Genomic DNA, 15,354 nt, shown 5'->3' with positions numbered 1-15,354 from the left:
ATAGCCCCTCCGTATAGACCGTACCCTAAACCGACACAGGTGGAATGGTAGAGTATACCAAGGCGTTTGAGAGAAGTATCCTGAAGGAACTCGGCAAATTGCCTCCGTACCTTCGGAAGAAGGAGGCCCCACATATGCGCAAGCACTTGTGGGGGGCACAGGCCAGGGGGTAGCGACTGTTTAGCAAAAACACAGGGCTCTGCTAAGTCGGCTTCAAGACGACGTATAGGGCCTGACGCCTGCCCGGTGCCTGAAGGTTAAGAGGAGGAGTGCAAGCTCTGAATTGAAGCCCAGGTAAACGGCGGCCGTAACTATAACGGTCCTAAGGTAGCGAAATTCCTTGTCGGGTAAGTTCCGACCTGCACGAATGGCGTAACGACTTCCCCACTGTCTCCAGGATATGCTCAGCGAAATTGAATTCTCCGTGAAGATGCGGAGTACCCGCGGTTAGACGGAAAGACCCCGTGCACCTTTACTGCAACTTCAGAGTGGCATTAGGAAAGAGCTGTGTAGCATAGGTGGGAGGCTTTGAAACTTGGGCGCCAGCCTGAGTGGAGCCATAGGTGAAATACCACCCTGCTGTTTTCTGATGTCTAACCTCGCACCGTTATCCGGTGCAGGGACCCTCTGTGGTGGGTAGTTTGACTGGGGCGGTCGCCTCCTAAAGAGTAACGGAGGCGCGCGATGGTGGGCTCAGGACGGTTGGAAACCGTCTGTTAGAGTGCAATGGCATAAGCCCGCCTGACTGCGAGACTGACAAGTCGAGCAGAGACGAAAGTCGGTCATAGTGATCCGGTGGTCCCTCGTGGAAGGGCCATCGCTCAACGGATAAAAGGTACGCCGGGGATAACAGGCTGATGATTCCCAAGAGCTCATATCGACGGAATCGTTTGGCACCTCGATGTCGGCTCATCACATCCTGGGGCTGGAGCAGGTCCCAAGGGTTTGGCTGTTCGCCAATTAAAGTGGTACGTGAGCTGGGTTCAGAACGTCGCGAGACAGTTTGGTCCCTATCTGCCGTGGGCGTCGAAATTTGAGAGGAGTTGACCCTAGTACGAGAGGACCGGGTTGAACATACCTCTGGTGTACCTGTCGTCACGCCAGTGGCGCAGCAGGGTAGCTATGTATGGACGGGATAACCGCTGAAAGCATCTAAGCGGGAAGCCTCCCTCAAGATAAGATTTCACAGGACCGTGGAAGACCACCACGTTGATAGATCGGATGTGGAAGTGCGGTAACGTATGAAGCTAACCGATACTAATTGTCCTATTCGCGCTTAAACGGTTCATAACGAACCGCAGAGTCCCACCATCAATGACAGCTCTGGACAACAGATGCCTGACAGACATGGTCGGTTATCAAGCCAGCCAGATACACATCTTACAAACAAACGTGCACGGTATCGATTGAAACCCCTTATATGCGCCTGCTTCATTGCTTGGTGACCATAGCGTCTGTGACCCACCCGATCCCATCCCGAACTCGGCCGTGAAACCAGTCTGCGCCGATGGTACTATTGCTCAAGCACTGGAAGAGTAGGGCGTCGCCAGGCATTGAAGCACGCGCATATCAGGACAAAAACCCATTCACAGTTCATCAAAGGGCGGACCCAAAAGGTCCGCCCTTTGTCCTTTGGTGACGCGGGATGGAGCAGCCCGGTAGCTCGTCAGGCTCATAACCTGAAGGTCGTAGGTTCAAATCCTACTCCCGCAACCAACGTTGGTATAACACCGGGATACAAAGTTATACCAACAGGGGAAGCCAGCCCCCGCAACCACCGTCAGCATAATTCCGAAGATTGTTATACTGACGGGGCATCGGGTCCCCGCAACCAACGTGAGTATAACTCACTCGTAATTTGGATCTGAGCCGCCGGTGCTTACACATGAGTGAGGGAGATGCTTGGGTTTTGGCCGAGCATCGATGCTGGTGCGATGAATTGTCTTCGAAGCCCAGCACGGTTAGGCCTTCGATGTCGCCGGGATGCATTCTGGCGGACACGTCGTTGAGGTTGTCGAGACTGTCGGTCTTCGCCGTCGCATGGACCTTGCCCCTGCGCGGCGAAATCCAGCGCTTCTTGCAGGTTGAGCCGGGGCCCCACGGTCGATCCCCGCACTGTTACACGGATCAACGCGATGTAGAAGATCGACAGCGGGAAATCCCCTGGTGGCGGGCCGTTCAGAGACACAGTGCCGCCGGCCGCGCCATCCCCACGCCTGCTGGAATACCTTGGGCGAGACGGCGATGACGAGGACGCACCGGACCCCCGGAGCTCCTTCTTGATGAAGGCCGGATCGGCGTGCAGCGTTGACGGTGAGCGAAACGCCCAACTCGCGGGCTAGATCCAGCTCCATGAAGCCGAGATCGTCCAACAGGTGGCTGACATAGTTGGGATCAGCCAGCGTGCTCATCGAACTCCCCGGCCAGGCGGCTCATGACATATTCGGCGAAGCTGCCGTTCACCGAATAGCCGTGTTCTGCGGCAACTCACACAAAGTCTCCCAACCGCCCAGCAATGCAGGCAATGCCCGCACGCGGTGTGAGCCAGGCGACGCCGACTTGGTTGCCTTCCTTCACATGGGTCACGCCGGCATCGACCGCGACGACACGGCCCACGCCCTCATGCCCGGGGACGAAAAGCGAATTGGGTAGACCGGCCAGTCGCCCTCGGCGGCGTGGAGATCGGTGTGGCACACGCCGCTCGCGGCGATCTTCACCAGGATCGAGCCGGGGCCGACCCCGGGACCTTCACTTCGTCGATGAAGATAGGCTTGCCGAATTCGCGGACGACGGTTGCCCTCATAGTCTTCTGCATGATGCCGTATCAGAACGCCGCGTCGATATCGACTACATCGATCAGCTTGTAATTGGCGAACTCCTTGAGCCTCAGGTCGAGCTGTTCGCGCCCGCACCCCGAGCGCCGGCCTACGGGCAGGTCGGCCTTCACCATGGTCGGATGGTTGACGAAGACAATGCCGATCGAGACCTTCCGCGCCACCTCGGCGCCGTGCTTCGTGTCGCTGGTGAACACCGACCCGCCCAGCCCGATTGGCGAATCATTGGCGATGCGAATCGCATCCGCTTCGTCTCTCGCGCGGAAAAGCATAGATACGGGTCCGAAGAACTCCCAGTAGTGCGCCGGATTGTCCTCGCCGACATCGGTGAGGATGGTCGTCTGGACGAAGCCCCCTGGTTTGGCGCGTTCGGCCCTACCGGCGTGGGGCCAGCCTCTCTCACTAAATGGCAGCTCGGGCGCCCGTTGCTGGGATTAGCGTTCAAGTGAATATGGAAGACGAATAATGACCCCAAATCCGTCGTCGTTGCGCGACAGGAGGGCCTCACCGCCATGACCGATGGCGATCGCCTTGACTAACGCGAGACCAAGGCCATGTCCCGCTGTGGTTCGCGATGCCTCCGCCCGTGCGAAGCGCTGAAAGAGACGAGTCGCATCCGCCGCAGCTACGCCGGGCCCGTCATCCTCGAGCGCGATATCGATGGCGTTCTGCGACGCGAGGGCAGATAGCTTCGCGGTCGTGCCGGCGGGGGTGTGTCTGAGTGCGTTTTCCAGCAGGTTGGAGACAGCCTGCGCGAGAAGACGCCGGTCGCCGCGCACACGCAACCCCGCCGGTATGGCCGTCATCAAACTCCGATCACCAGCCTCGAAGTCGGGGCCATAGGTGTCGCCCATTTCCTCGAGCAGCGCGGAGAGATCGATTGCGGTGAGAGCACGGCGCTCGGCAAGTCCCTCCACTTCGGCAATCCGCAGGAGGGCAGCGAAGATCTCCAGCAGCTCGTTGGCCTGGTCGCGCGCGGCATGGATCGCCGCCGACCGTTCGGCTTCGTCCTCACCTGCGGCAGCGCGCTCGAGCTGGTTACACAGCCGGGTCAGGGGCGTGCGCAAATCATGCGCGACGTCGCTCGAGACCTGGCGCAGATTATCCATCAGGGCGCCGATCCGGTCGAGCATCTGGTTCAATGTTTCGGCGAGCCGATCGAACTCGCTGTGCGATCCGTCGCGCGGCACGCGCTGCGCGAGGTCACCGGCGATGATCGCCTTCGCGGTCGTGTCAACGCGCGACAGGCGGCGCCGGGTGAGCCAACCGATGAGCGCGGCTGCGCCGACCCCCAAGGCGAGCATTGCACCAAGGGCGGCGGCGAACAGAGACGCGAGAGTATTGTCGATCTCATACAGGTCGCGGCGGTCGGCTATGACGACGAGACGGCCACCATGAAGGGTTGTCGTTAGCGACTGTCCGACGCTGGTGTAGGTTCCGCGCCGGAAGTGGAAGAACTCTTCATAGCCCTCATGAAGCGCAATCAGGGGCGTGACGGTCGCTGCAATCGGCCGTCCGGCGGTGTCGACCAGAAGATAGTCGAGGCTGGAGCTGTTACGCGTGGCCTCGCGAAGCCGGATCGACTGCGCGATGCTGGCTAGGCCGCCTTCCTGTGCCTCGTGCAGCAAGGCTCGGCTCTCCACGGCAACGCGGTGATCCAACTGCTTCTCGAGCGCTTCATGGGTGACGTAATAGGCGATGGCGCCGATCGCCACGGTGGCGGCGGCGAAGACGATCGCGACCAGGGCGACGACACCGAAGGTCGATCGCCAGAGGCGGCGCAGCATCTATTCGCCCCGGATCATGTAGCCGGCGCCGCGCACCGTCTCGATGGCATCCTCATCGAACCCGGCATTGAGCTTGGAGCGCAGCCGGCTCAAATGGGTCTCGACGATATTGGTCTTGGGATCGAAGTCGAAATCCCACACGCGTTCCAAAAGCATGGTGCGGGTCATGACGCGGTGCGGATTGCGCATCAGTTCGGCGAGCAATGCGAACTCGCGCGGCTGAAGATGGATGCGCTGGCCGGAACGCTCGACGATGCGGCGGTCGAGATCAAGCACGATTTCGGCGATCTTGAGCTGATGTGGCTCGCTGCGCTGCGCTGGCCGTCGCGCCAGCGCATTGAGCCGAGCCACTAGTTCGGAGAACGCAAAGGGTTTGACCAGATAGTCATCGGCGCCGCTTTCCAGCCCCTCGACGCGATCGGCGATGCCGCCGACGGCAGTGAGCATGAGAACCGGGGTGGTGTCGCCGGCGGCGCGCAGCGCCTTCAATAGCGCAAGTCCGTCCAGGCTCGGCAGCATCCGGTCGACCACGAGCGCTTCGAACTCGCCCCCCATGGCCTTGAACAGGCCGTCGCGCCCGTCGGCGGTCACGACGACCTGATGCCCCGCCTGGGTCAGCCCCTGCGCGACAAAGGCGCTGGTTTCGGTGTCATCCTCTACGATCAATATCCGCATCTCGCACCTTCATCTCAGGGCAGCGTCGGTTCGCCAGCCACCGCCCAGCGCTCGAAACAGCGCCACTTCGCTTTGCGACACCAGCAAATCCGACTGGATCTGCTGGAGCGTCGCGGAGGCGAGAGACCGCTGCGCATCGACCTGAAGCAGACCCGGCGCATCGCCGAGCCGGACCCGCGCGCCGGCCCGGCGGACATAGGCTTGTGCCTCGCTCGTCGCCAATCCCAGGTCGCGGTTGCGGCGCTTCTCCGCGTCATAGGCGGCCAGCGCGGTCTCCACCTCGCGCAAGGACCGTAGCACAGCGACGTCCCATCCTGCGAGCGCCGCACGCTCGGTGGCCCGGGCCTGCTCCAGGCGGGCGCGAGCGGGGGCCTGATTGGGGAAGGCCCAGGTAACAAGCGGCGAGGCGACCGCCTTGAACCCGCCTGAGAGCAGACCGAGAGCGCCGCCGAGATTGACGCGCGGATAGAGATCGGCACGCGCTACACCGACGCGGGCGGCGGCGGCAGCCAAGCGCCGCTCGGCCTCGCGCACGTCGGGGCGGCGCAAGAGCAGGGCGGTTCCATCACCGACAGGGGCGGCGGTGCGCAGGCGGGGTGCGGCGGTGCAGGTAAAGCTGTAGCTGCGCGCTTCGGCCGGGGGACGGCCCTGCAGCGTGGCAAGGCGGTAGAGCGCATTGGCGCGCTGCGCCTCGAACGGCGCGATCGCCGCGCGGGTTGCGGCCGCGGTCGTCGCAACCTGCGAGACTTCGAGCGGCGATACCTCGCCGGCTCGAAACTGTTCGCGCATCAGTTCTACCGAACGATCCTGCGCCGCTGCCACCTCGCGGGCCGCTGCGATCGCCCGCGTCGCGCCGCACAGGTCGACATAGGCGAGGACCGTGTCGGCCACCACAGCAACACGCAGCCCGTCGACGATCGCCGCCTGCGCCTCGGCATCGGCGCGGGCGGCGGCCGAGCCGGACCGCAGGCGACCGAACAGGTCAATATCCCAGCTCGCCGTCGCCGCTATGTCGTAATCGGTGGTGGGAACATTCCCCGATGCGCTCGGCTGCGAGGCGGGGTTGTCCACCCCTAGCGCGCTTTCAATCGTCGTTTGCGGCAACCGTGCGGCCCGTGCCTGACGCAGCGCCGCCCGCGCCCCGTCGAGATTGGCATAGGCGACGCGCAGCTCCGCGTTGGCGGTAAGCGCGGCGCCGACCAGCTCGTCAAGCGCGGGGTCTTCATAGAGCCGCCACCAGTCGTCGGGCACCGGTTCGATCGAGGCGACGGGAAGCGAAGCGAATGCGCCGGTCGCACTTGGCGGAGCAACCGTGGCAGGCGGCTTGGGCACGCTCATGCATGCCGACGCGAGAAGGACGACGCCAAGTGGCGCGATACGCGACAGGACAGTCATGCCAGCACCTCCTGACGATCGGCGGCGGGCGGCGCGGGGCGCTCCTCGCCATAGCGGGCATAGAGCGCGGGGAGCAGCAGCAGGTTGAGCGCGGTCGACGAGATGAGGCCGCCCAGGATCACGATCGCCATCGGATGCTCGATCTCGTGGCCGGGGGCATTGCCCGCGACGATCAGCGGCACGAGCGCGAGGCCCGCGCACGCTGCGGTCATCAGGATCGGCACCAGGCGTTCCTCGGCGCCGCGCAGCACCAGCTCGCGGCCGAAGGTCATGCCTTCATGGCGTTCGAGATGCTGATAGTGGGACAGGAGCATGATGCCGTTGCGTGCGGCGATGCCGATGACCGTGACGAAGCCGACCAGCGACCCGAGCGACAGGACCCCGCCCGTGAGCGCAACCGCCACGACACCGCCGACCAGGGCAAAGGGCAGGCTGACGCCGACCAGGGCGGTGATGCGGCGCGATCGGAACTCCATCCATACGAGCAGCAGAATGCCGATCAGACACAAGGCGCCAGTGGTCCAGAGTCGCTGGCGCGATTCCTTGAGCGCCGCATATTCGCCCAGCACCTGCGGGTGATACCCGGTGGCGAACGGCACCTTGGCGACCGCAGCATCAACGGCCTGCGCGACCGTTCCCAGGTCCGCGCCAGCGACGTTCATCGTCACGTCGAGGCGGCGCTGTCCGTTCTCGCGCTTCACCTCGTTGGGGGCGGGGACGATCTCGATGTCGGCGATATCGCCAAGCCGCACCGGCGCTCCCGCGGCTGCGCCGCCGCCACCCGACCCGCTGGCTCCTGCCGCACCGCCAGAGACGGGCAGGGCGCTCCCTGCGCCCGACGCGACGCTACCAGCGGTAGGGGCCTGGATCATCAGGTCGCGCAGGGCATGGACGTTGCCCCGCACGGCAGGTTCGCCCCAGACGGCCACGTCGAACGCCTTCTGGTCGCGATAGATCTCGCCGACCTTCTGCTGCGCCACCAACACCTGGGCCTGACGGCGAACCTCACCGCTCGTGAGGCCAAGTCGCGCCAGTTCGGCAACGCGCGGTCGAATACGGATTTGCGGCACGAGCACCTGGCTCTCCAGCTTCAGGTCGGAAACGCCCTGGATGTTGGTGATCGCGCCACGCACCCGCGCGCCCGCTGCGCGCAGCTCCTCCTGATCGGGACCATAGATGCGCACGACGATGGTTGCGCCCGCGCCCGTCAGCACCTCCTTGATGCGCTCCCGCAGGTAGGTGAGCACGTCGCGGAAGAGGCCGGGATAGCCGTCGACCACTTCCTTGATCCGCTTGACCGAAGCGTCATAATCGGCCTTCTCGTCAAGGCTGACCCACAGTTCGGTGAAGTTCGGGCCGACCACCTCGTCAGCCTGTTCGGCGCGGCCGATATGCGCACCGAAGTTGCGGACGCCCGGGATCGCCCGCAGCTCCTTCGAGGCGCGGATGGTGATCCGGTCCATGGCCTCGATCGACGTCCCAGGCTTCTCAACGAAGTGCATCAGGAAGTCGGTTTCGCGAAAATCGGGAAGGAACTGATCCTTGAACGTCGCATAGCCGACGCCGGCAAGGAGCAGGCCGCCGGCGACGATGCCGACCGCGACCGACGGGCGCCCGACGACGCGGGGCAGGAAGCCAACGTAGCGACGCTTCAGGGCGGCGACGAAACGGGTGTCGCGCTCCTCCTTCAACGGCGCATTGGGGAGAAGCAGGAGGCACATCGCCGGCGTGACGGTAAGCGCGACGAGGAGCGATGTCGCGATCGCGAGCACATAGGCGATGGCAAGGGGCTGGAAGAAGGTGCCGGCAACGCCGCCCAGGAAGAAGATCGGCAGGAAGACCAGCATCACGATCAGCGAGGCGAAGACCACCGCCGAACGCACCTCCAGCGAGGCCGCAAGCACGACATCGAAAGCCGGTTTGGGATCGGGTGACTCCCGATTGAGCCGTAATCTCCGCGCGATGTTCTCAACGTCGATAATGGCGTCGTCGACCACCTCGCCGAGCGCGATGACGAGGCCCGCGATAATCATCACATTGATCGTCGCGCCTGACCACAACAGGGTCAGGCCGGCGCCGAGCAGCGACAGGGGGATGGCGACCAGGCTGATCGTCGCCTGTCGCCAGTCGCGGGTAAAGAGGAACAGCACGACTGCGACCAGCACGCAGCCGATCAGCAGGGCGCGGGTGAGATTATCGATCGATCGTTCGATGAAGGTTGCCGGGCGGAAGATCGTCGTATCGACCTTCACGTCCTTGAGGCCGGGCTTCAGCTCGGCAAAGGCGGCCTCGACCGCCCGGGTCAGCTCGAGTGTATTGGCGGTCGGCTGCTTTTCGACGATCAGCATGATGCCCGGACCGTCGTCGATGATCGCATTGCCGATCGGCGCGCTGAAGCCATCGACCACGCGCGCGACGTCGCCGATCCGCACCGGGGCTTCGCCCGCTTGCTTGACGATTGCCTGTGCAAGCTCGGCCGAAGTCTGGACCGTGCCCGATTGCTGAACCGCGAGGCGCTGATTCGGCGTATCGACGAAGCCGCCGCCCCCGACCAGCACGGCATCACCTGCCGCTGCACGCACCTCGGCGAGCGTGACGCCGGCAGCACGCAGGCGATCGGGATCGACGAGGACCTGGAGTTGCCGATCACGCTGGCCCCAGACCGCGACGTTGGCGACGCCGGGCACCGCCATCAGCCGGGGCCGGATATTCCAGCGCACCAGCTCGGAAAGCTGCATCTGATCGAGCTTGGCCGAGAACAGCCCGACCTTCATGGCGCGGCTCGTGGAAGACAAGGGCGGCATCAGTACCGGCTGACGGGCCGCGAGAGGCAAGCGCGGCTGCACCTGGGCGATGCGCTCACCGACCATCTGGCGGGCCCGGATCACATCCGACCCGCGCTCGAAGAGGATCTGCACCGATGAGAGGCCGAGTACCGACTTGGAGCGCAGCGTCATCAGGTTGGGAACGCCGTTGACCGCCGTCTCGATCGGGACCGTGACCAGGCTTTCGACTTCCTCGGTCGAGAGGCCCGGCGCTTCGGTCTGGATTTCGACCATCGGCGGAGCAAACTCGGGGAAGACGTCCAGCGGTACATCGCGACCGGCGCGCACGCCGAGCACGACGAGGAGGGCGGCAACCGCCAGTATGAGCACACGCTGCGCGAGCGCGAAATGAACGAGGCGGCCGAGCATCAGTGCGCCGCCCCGAACTCGGTGCCGAACAGCTCGGCCGCGCCGGTCGTGACGACTTCGGCGCCGGGGATGAGGCCGCGAGCAAGCAAGGCGCGCCCGTCTCGTTCGGACGCAACCTCGACGCGCTGGCGCACGAAGGTGTTTGCGGCGGTCTTCTGGTATACCCACTCCCCGCCATAGATGTCGCGCAGGAGCGCCGCGGACGGAACCGACAGGCCCTCGGTCTGGCCGGTGAGCGGCAGATCGACCGAGACGCGCTGACCAATCCGGAAGGCGCGGTCGCGATTGTCGACCGCGAAATACAGGTCGACGGTGCCCGCACTGGTATTGGCCGAAGGGGGTGCCTGCACGGGCCGCGCGGCGCGCGGCGTACCACCATTGCCGAGCGGGCGGATCGTCGCGGCGCCGTCGCGCCGCACACTGCCGACGTCACTCCCGAATACGGAGGCCCGCACCCATAGCGTCGATTGCGAGCCGAGCGATGCCACCGATGGGCCGAGCAACTGGCGCTGCTGGCGGGCGGCACCAAGTGCCGCCTGGGCCGCGGCAAGGGCGGCTGCGGCTTCGTCGCGGGCGCGGATGCTGCCCGCTTCCTCGCGCACCAGGCCTTCGGCACGATTGAGGGCGATGCGTGCGAGCCGGGCCTGGGCGGTCGCGCGCGCCAGCTCGGCGTCGGCTGCGGCCTGCTGGCTGCCGATCTGCTGCAGATTGGTCGTTGAATTGACCGGAACGCCGTTGGCGCTGGTCGGCGGCACCACGATCTCTCCGGCAACTTGCCGCACGGCGCTCGCCGATCCACCGCCCACGCGGGCGAGACCGATCCCGAGCCTTTGCTGGGCCTGCGGCGTGAGCGTGAGCTTCAGCAGCTCGGTCTCGTGAGCGATCGTCTCGGCATGCGCGGGGGGCGCAGCGGGCTGAGACGGATCACTGCCGCAGCCGGCGAGGAGGATCGGTGCGATAAGGATGATCTGGCGCATGGTCGCGAGCCTAACCCGCGATGATTGGTCGCCACTTGAGGCATCTATACGATTTCCCAATGTAGGGCGATGACGCCTCTGCATTGGGATTTTTCAATCCGGGTGCCAGCACCCGTCCAGCCTCAGTCGCTATCCGGCAACAAATGGCACAATGGATCGAACAGCTCATGGCGCAGCTTGGCTACGCCGGCATCGCGCTGCTGATGCTTGCCGAGACGGTCTTCCCGCCAATTCCATCCGAAGTGATCATGCCGCTCGCGGGCATGGAGGCCGCTAAAGGCACATTGTCACTCCCGGGGATCATTGCTGCCGGAACAGCCGGGGCAATGGCCGGCAATAGCCTCTGGTATGGATTGGCGCGGTGGGTGGGCGCGGATCGGCTCCGCAGCTTCATCGATCGGCACGGCCGCTGGCTCACGCTTGACTGGTCGGATGTCGAGCGGGGGCGAGACTTGTTCGCGCGCGGTGGCGCGGGATTCGTCTGCCTCGGTCGGCTGCTGCCGACGATCCGATCGATCGTGTCGATCCCGGCCGGCCTTCTCGCAATGCCTTTCGGCCGCTTCTTCCTATGGTCATTCGTGGGCACGTCGGCATGGACGTCCTTGTTGGCGGGAGCGGGCGCGCTGCTCGGCCAACACCACGATAAGGTTGCCGGGGTGATCGGGCCGATCTCGACCGGCATCATCATTGCGATCGCGATCTGGTACATCTGGCGGGTTATGACGTGGAAGCGGGATCGTCCCAATGAATAGGCCCGCGACCGAAGCCCGGCGGCGTCCCGAGTTGGCGATTGCCGCGACGCTCGCGACCATCGCGCTTCTTGCCTTCGTCGTGCTCAAGCTGGGTTCCGAAATCGCTGAAGGCGAGACGAATGCCTTCGATCGCGCCGCACTGATATGGGTGCGTTCGCATCTCGGCGGTTCGTCGGGGCTGCGCAGCTTCATGCTCGACCTGACGGCGCTCGGTGACACCACGGTGCTGGCGATCATCATTGTGCTCGTCACCGGCTATCTCGCCATCATGCGCCGACTGCGCCTTGCCGGCCTGCTTGTGGTACAGACGGCAGTCGGAACCTCCCTCGCATCGCTGCTGAAACCGTGGTTCGGCCGGCTTCGCCCCGACGTCGTACCCCATTGGGTCGATGTTGCCAGCGCGAGCTTTCCCAGCGGCCACGCGGCCAATTCGGCGGTCGTCTATCTTTCTCTGGCCGCTCTGGCGGCCCGGGCTACCCCGAGCCCGCCAGCCCGCGCTTATCTGATGAGCACCGCCGCAATGCTCGCATGCGGCATCGGCCTTTCGCGGGTCTATCTCGGAGTTCACTGGCCCACTGACATTCTCGCCGGTTGGGCGCTGGGTGGTGGGTGGGTGATTCTATGCGCCATGCTAACCCGATCACTTAGAGCAATCTGAAGCCGAACGGCCCTGCGACGAGCCTGTCCTGATAGCCTGCGCAGATTGGGAAAACATTGGGGTGTTTATACAACATCCCAATGTTGGAACTCTTCGATTGCACCTGCCTGTCCATGCCGCCAGACGCGAATGCAAATCGTTCGCATTAGCTTGATGTCAGGGGGTTTCGAAATGAGAAGCAGTATCTTCGCGCGCACTTCGTTCAGCGCGTTGTCAACCATGTTGATGGCCGCAGCCGCAATGCCCGCGGCTGCGCAGACGCAGGACAAGCCGACCGAGCTGGGCGGCGTCACCGTCACCGATACTGCGATCAATACGCCGGAAGCTGAGACGTCCTACAAAGTCTCGCGCAGCATAGGCGCGATGCGCACCGATACACCGTTGATCGACGTGCCGCAGAGCGTCACCGTCGTGCCGGTCAAGCAGATCACCGACCAGGCCGCAAACAACATCGGCGATGCCATTCGCTACGTTCCCGGCGTATTCTCGGCGCAAGGCGAGGGCAATCGCGAGACGCTGGTACTGCGGGGGAACTCGACCACTGGCGACTTCTTCGTGGATGGCATCCGCGACGACGTGCAGACCTATCGCGATCTCTACAACATCGAGCAGCTCGAGGTGTACAAGGGGCCGAACGCAATGATCTTCGGCCGCGGCGGCGTTGGCGGGCTCGTCAATCGCGTCACCAAGGTCGCCGATTGGAACCCGCACCGCGCCTTCCGTCTCGAAGGCGGCAGCTTCGAGCACAAGCGTGCGCAGTTCGATCTGGGCGCGCCACTTGGCGAAAGCGTCGCCGTGCGGCTGACGGGCGTCTACCAGGACAGCGACAGCTACCGCGATGGCGTCAACTACAACCGTTGGGGCTTCAATCCTACGGTCACGTTCAAGCTCGGCGAGGCGACGACCATTACCGCGGGCTACGAACATTTCGAGGATGATCGCGTCGCCGATCGCGGCGTGTCCTCTTATCTTGGCCGTCCTCTAGAGACGCGGCGCGGCGCGTTCTTCGGCGATCCCGACAACAGTCCGACCTGGACCGACACCGATGCTGCCAACCTGTATATCGAGCATCGCTTCAGCGACACGGTGTCGATCCGCAACCGCACCCGCTATGCCGACTACGACAAGTTCTACCGCAACGTCTTCGCCGGCGCGGTGAATACCGCTGCAGTGACCAATCCCACCGGTCTGCCGGCGGGGGTCTATGCTCCCGGCACGATCTACTCCGTCGCCGCCTATGACAACCTGACGCGCCGCGAAAACCTCATCAACCAGACCGACCTCAACGCCCAGTTCAACACCGGCGCTATCGAGCATACGCTGCTGATCGGCGCCGAGTTCGGCCGCCAGGAAACCGAGAACGTCCGCAACGAAGGCTTCTTCCCGACCGCCGCCAATCCGCTAGGCGTGTCGTCGATCTTCGCCACGATCGCCTCGCCGCGCGTGCGCCGTCCCGATGTGCTGTGGCGCCAGACCAGCACCAGCGGCGACAATGAGGGCGTCACCAAGATCGCTGCCGGCTATATTCAGGACCAGATTGCCCTGTCACCGATGTTCGAGGTGGTGGTGGGCGTCCGCTTCGAGCACATCAAGACCGATGTGACCGACCGCCGCACCGTCGGCTTCCCGGCAACGCAGCGGCGTGATCTTGAGGCGACCGACAATCTCTGGTCGCCGCGTGCCGGCCTGATCTTCAAGCCGGTGGAGAACGCTTCCATCTACGCCGCCTTCTCGCGCACCTACCTGCCGCGCGGTGGCGACCAGCTCGCCGGCCTGTCGCTGACCAACGAAGCCCTCGACCCCGAGAAGTACGATAACTACGAAATCGGCGCGAAATGGGACATCGTCCCGACCTTCAATGTCTCGGCTGCCGTCTTCCAGCTCGATCGCAGCAATGTCCTGGCGCTGTCGGATCCAAATAATCCTGCCTCGGTAACGGTCCCGATCGGCCGCCAGCGCACCAAGGGCGTCGAGCTGAGCGCACAAGGCGAGATCACCGATCAGGTGAGCGTGATCGCCTCCTACACCTATAGCGATGCCAAATTCCTTGATTCGCAGTCGGGCACGGTGCTGCGCGGCAATCGCGTGCCGAACGTGCCCAAGCACGCCGCCTCGCTCTGGACGCGGTTCGATCCGACCGAGACGATCGGCGCCGCGGTCGGCATCATCCATCAGGGCCGCCGCTTCTCGGCGACCGACAATCTCGTCTCGATGCCGAGCTACACGCGCCTCGACGGCGCGCTCTACTTCAAGGTAGCGCCCGAGCTGGATGTGCAGCTCAACGTCGAGAACCTCCTCAACGAGCGCTATTTTCTCTATGCGCACAGCAATACCAATCACACGCCGGGATCGTCGCGAGCGTTCAAGGTTGGCCTCAACGCTCACTTCTGACGACACCATGCGCGTGTTCAGGGTAGCCAGGCTCGCCGCGCGCGAACGCCATGTGATCGGCCTCCTTCGGGGGGCCGATCCGACTGCTGTGAGCAGCGACATGCACACTCTCTTCCGGCGGCTTTGTGTCGCGGCCTCGGCGATCGGCTACCGGGCTGCGGCGATCGACTGCGCATGCACAACCCGGCAGGAGCTATGCCTGCTGGGTTGTCTCGCCGCGCTCCAGCGTGACAATCCCGACGTCCTTCTCCGCGTGGCCGATCCCATTCGGCCGATTACACTTCTGTGCGCGCGCCGCCTTCAGGCGGAGGGAATCCACCTTTCCCATGCCACGATCAGCCGCCTCTCCGGGTTGCCCGACGCCTGTGCCGAGCTGGCAATTTCACCTGTTCCGACGACCTTCCAGCAACCCAAGCTCGTCAGGCGCCCTCTGCCGCCCGCACCAGGCAGCGTGCAGGAACGTGCGCTCGACCTCGTTCGGACATATGGTGTTACGTCGTCGCGAGAACTCGCTGCTTCAGGGATTTCTCGACAGGTCGTCAGCCTGATGTTCAAGCGCGGCCTGCTCGTGCGGGTCGGGACCGGCAACTACCGTGCTGCGGCCGAGACGGTGCGTGGCTGAGCATATGAAAGTCGCCGATTACAACCAGGGCGAAGCCTCGCAGACGGCCATCCCACAACCAGCTCGGAT

The 15,354-nt window shown here is 64.1% G+C and carries 10 protein-coding genes, 1 tRNA gene, 2 rRNA genes and 1 pseudogene (1 of these 14 only partly in view); 7 read left to right on the top strand and 7 right to left on the bottom strand.

All coding sequences use genetic code 11. The features are described 5' to 3' along the window. The 3 genes from AC07X9_RS19210 to AC07X9_RS19200 all read left to right on the top strand — a co-directional run. Positions 1 to 1,280 (top strand): 23S ribosomal RNA (locus AC07X9_RS19210); it begins 1,517 nt to the left of the window's first position. A 157-nt stretch (positions 1,281 to 1,437) separates the two neighbouring features. Beyond that, a 5S ribosomal RNA gene (rrf, locus tag AC07X9_RS19205) occupies positions 1,438 to 1,552 on the top strand. 87 nt (positions 1,553 to 1,639) lie between these two features. After that, positions 1,640 to 1,716: transfer RNA gene (locus AC07X9_RS19200), tRNA-Met, on the top strand. A gap of 27 nt (positions 1,717 to 1,743) precedes the next feature. On the opposite strand, the pseudogene AC07X9_RS19195 reads toward AC07X9_RS19200, so the two are convergent. The 7 genes and pseudogenes from AC07X9_RS19195 to AC07X9_RS19165 form a co-directional block, all read right to left on the bottom strand. Beyond that, positions 1,744 to 2,815 (bottom strand): annotated as a pseudogene (locus AC07X9_RS19195) (alcohol dehydrogenase catalytic domain-containing protein). A gap of 9 nt (positions 2,816 to 2,824) precedes the next feature. After that, positions 2,825 to 3,169: an aldehyde dehydrogenase family protein gene (locus AC07X9_RS19190; protein ID WP_254908181.1), complete on the bottom strand. Its 345-nt coding sequence runs from the start codon at positions 3,167 to 3,169 to the stop codon at positions 2,825 to 2,827. 99 nt (positions 3,170 to 3,268) lie between these two features. Continuing rightward, on the bottom strand, positions 3,269 to 4,621 hold the full coding sequence (locus AC07X9_RS19185; protein ID WP_086486121.1) for a sensor histidine kinase: 1,353 nt from the start codon (positions 4,619 to 4,621) through the stop codon (positions 3,269 to 3,271). Next, the gene (locus AC07X9_RS19180; protein ID WP_086486122.1) at positions 4,622 to 5,296 is read right to left on the bottom strand and encodes a response regulator transcription factor; all 675 of its coding nucleotides are present in this window, start codon (positions 5,294 to 5,296) and stop codon (positions 4,622 to 4,624) included. A 9-nt stretch (positions 5,297 to 5,305) separates the two neighbouring features. Continuing rightward, entirely contained in the window at positions 5,306 to 6,691 is a 1,386-nt protein-coding gene (locus tag AC07X9_RS19175) for an efflux transporter outer membrane subunit (protein WP_086486123.1), read from the bottom strand. Continuing rightward, positions 6,688 to 9,885, bottom strand: a complete 3,198-nt coding sequence (locus AC07X9_RS19170) for an efflux RND transporter permease subunit (RefSeq protein WP_086486124.1) — start codon at positions 9,883 to 9,885, stop codon at positions 6,688 to 6,690. Before AC07X9_RS19170 ends, AC07X9_RS19175 begins: the two co-directional genes overlap by 4 nt. After that, positions 9,885 to 10,862, bottom strand: coding sequence for an efflux RND transporter periplasmic adaptor subunit (locus AC07X9_RS19165; protein ID WP_086486125.1), 978 nt, complete (start codon positions 10,860 to 10,862; stop codon positions 9,885 to 9,887). Before AC07X9_RS19165 ends, AC07X9_RS19170 begins: the two co-directional genes overlap by 1 nt. A gap of 143 nt (positions 10,863 to 11,005) precedes the next feature. Between AC07X9_RS19165 and AC07X9_RS19160 the strand changes: the two genes are divergently transcribed. The 4 genes from AC07X9_RS19160 (at position 11,006) to AC07X9_RS19145 (ending at position 15,285) form a co-directional block, all read left to right on the top strand. Continuing rightward, positions 11,006 to 11,614: a DedA family protein gene (locus tag AC07X9_RS19160; protein WP_086486126.1), complete on the top strand. Its 609-nt coding sequence runs from the start codon at positions 11,006 to 11,008 to the stop codon at positions 11,612 to 11,614. Next, positions 11,607 to 12,272, top strand: a complete 666-nt coding sequence (locus tag AC07X9_RS19155) for a phosphatase PAP2 family protein (RefSeq protein ID WP_086486127.1) — start codon at positions 11,607 to 11,609, stop codon at positions 12,270 to 12,272. The genes AC07X9_RS19160 and AC07X9_RS19155 overlap by 8 nt, the downstream gene beginning before the upstream one ends. 171 nt (positions 12,273 to 12,443) lie before the next feature. After that, on the top strand, positions 12,444 to 14,663 hold the full coding sequence (locus AC07X9_RS19150) for a TonB-dependent receptor (protein ID WP_086486413.1): 2,220 nt from the start codon (positions 12,444 to 12,446) through the stop codon (positions 14,661 to 14,663). Then, positions 14,641 to 15,285: a type IV toxin-antitoxin system AbiEi family antitoxin domain-containing protein gene (locus AC07X9_RS19145; protein ID WP_217884274.1), complete on the top strand. Its 645-nt coding sequence runs from the start codon at positions 14,641 to 14,643 to the stop codon at positions 15,283 to 15,285. The genes AC07X9_RS19150 and AC07X9_RS19145 overlap by 23 nt, the downstream gene beginning before the upstream one ends. Positions 15,286 to 15,354: the final 69 nt, after the last annotated feature.

Source organism: Sphingobium sp. GW456-12-10-14-TSB1 (assembly GCF_059424385.1).
This window is presented reverse-complemented; position numbering and strand designations above follow the sequence as displayed.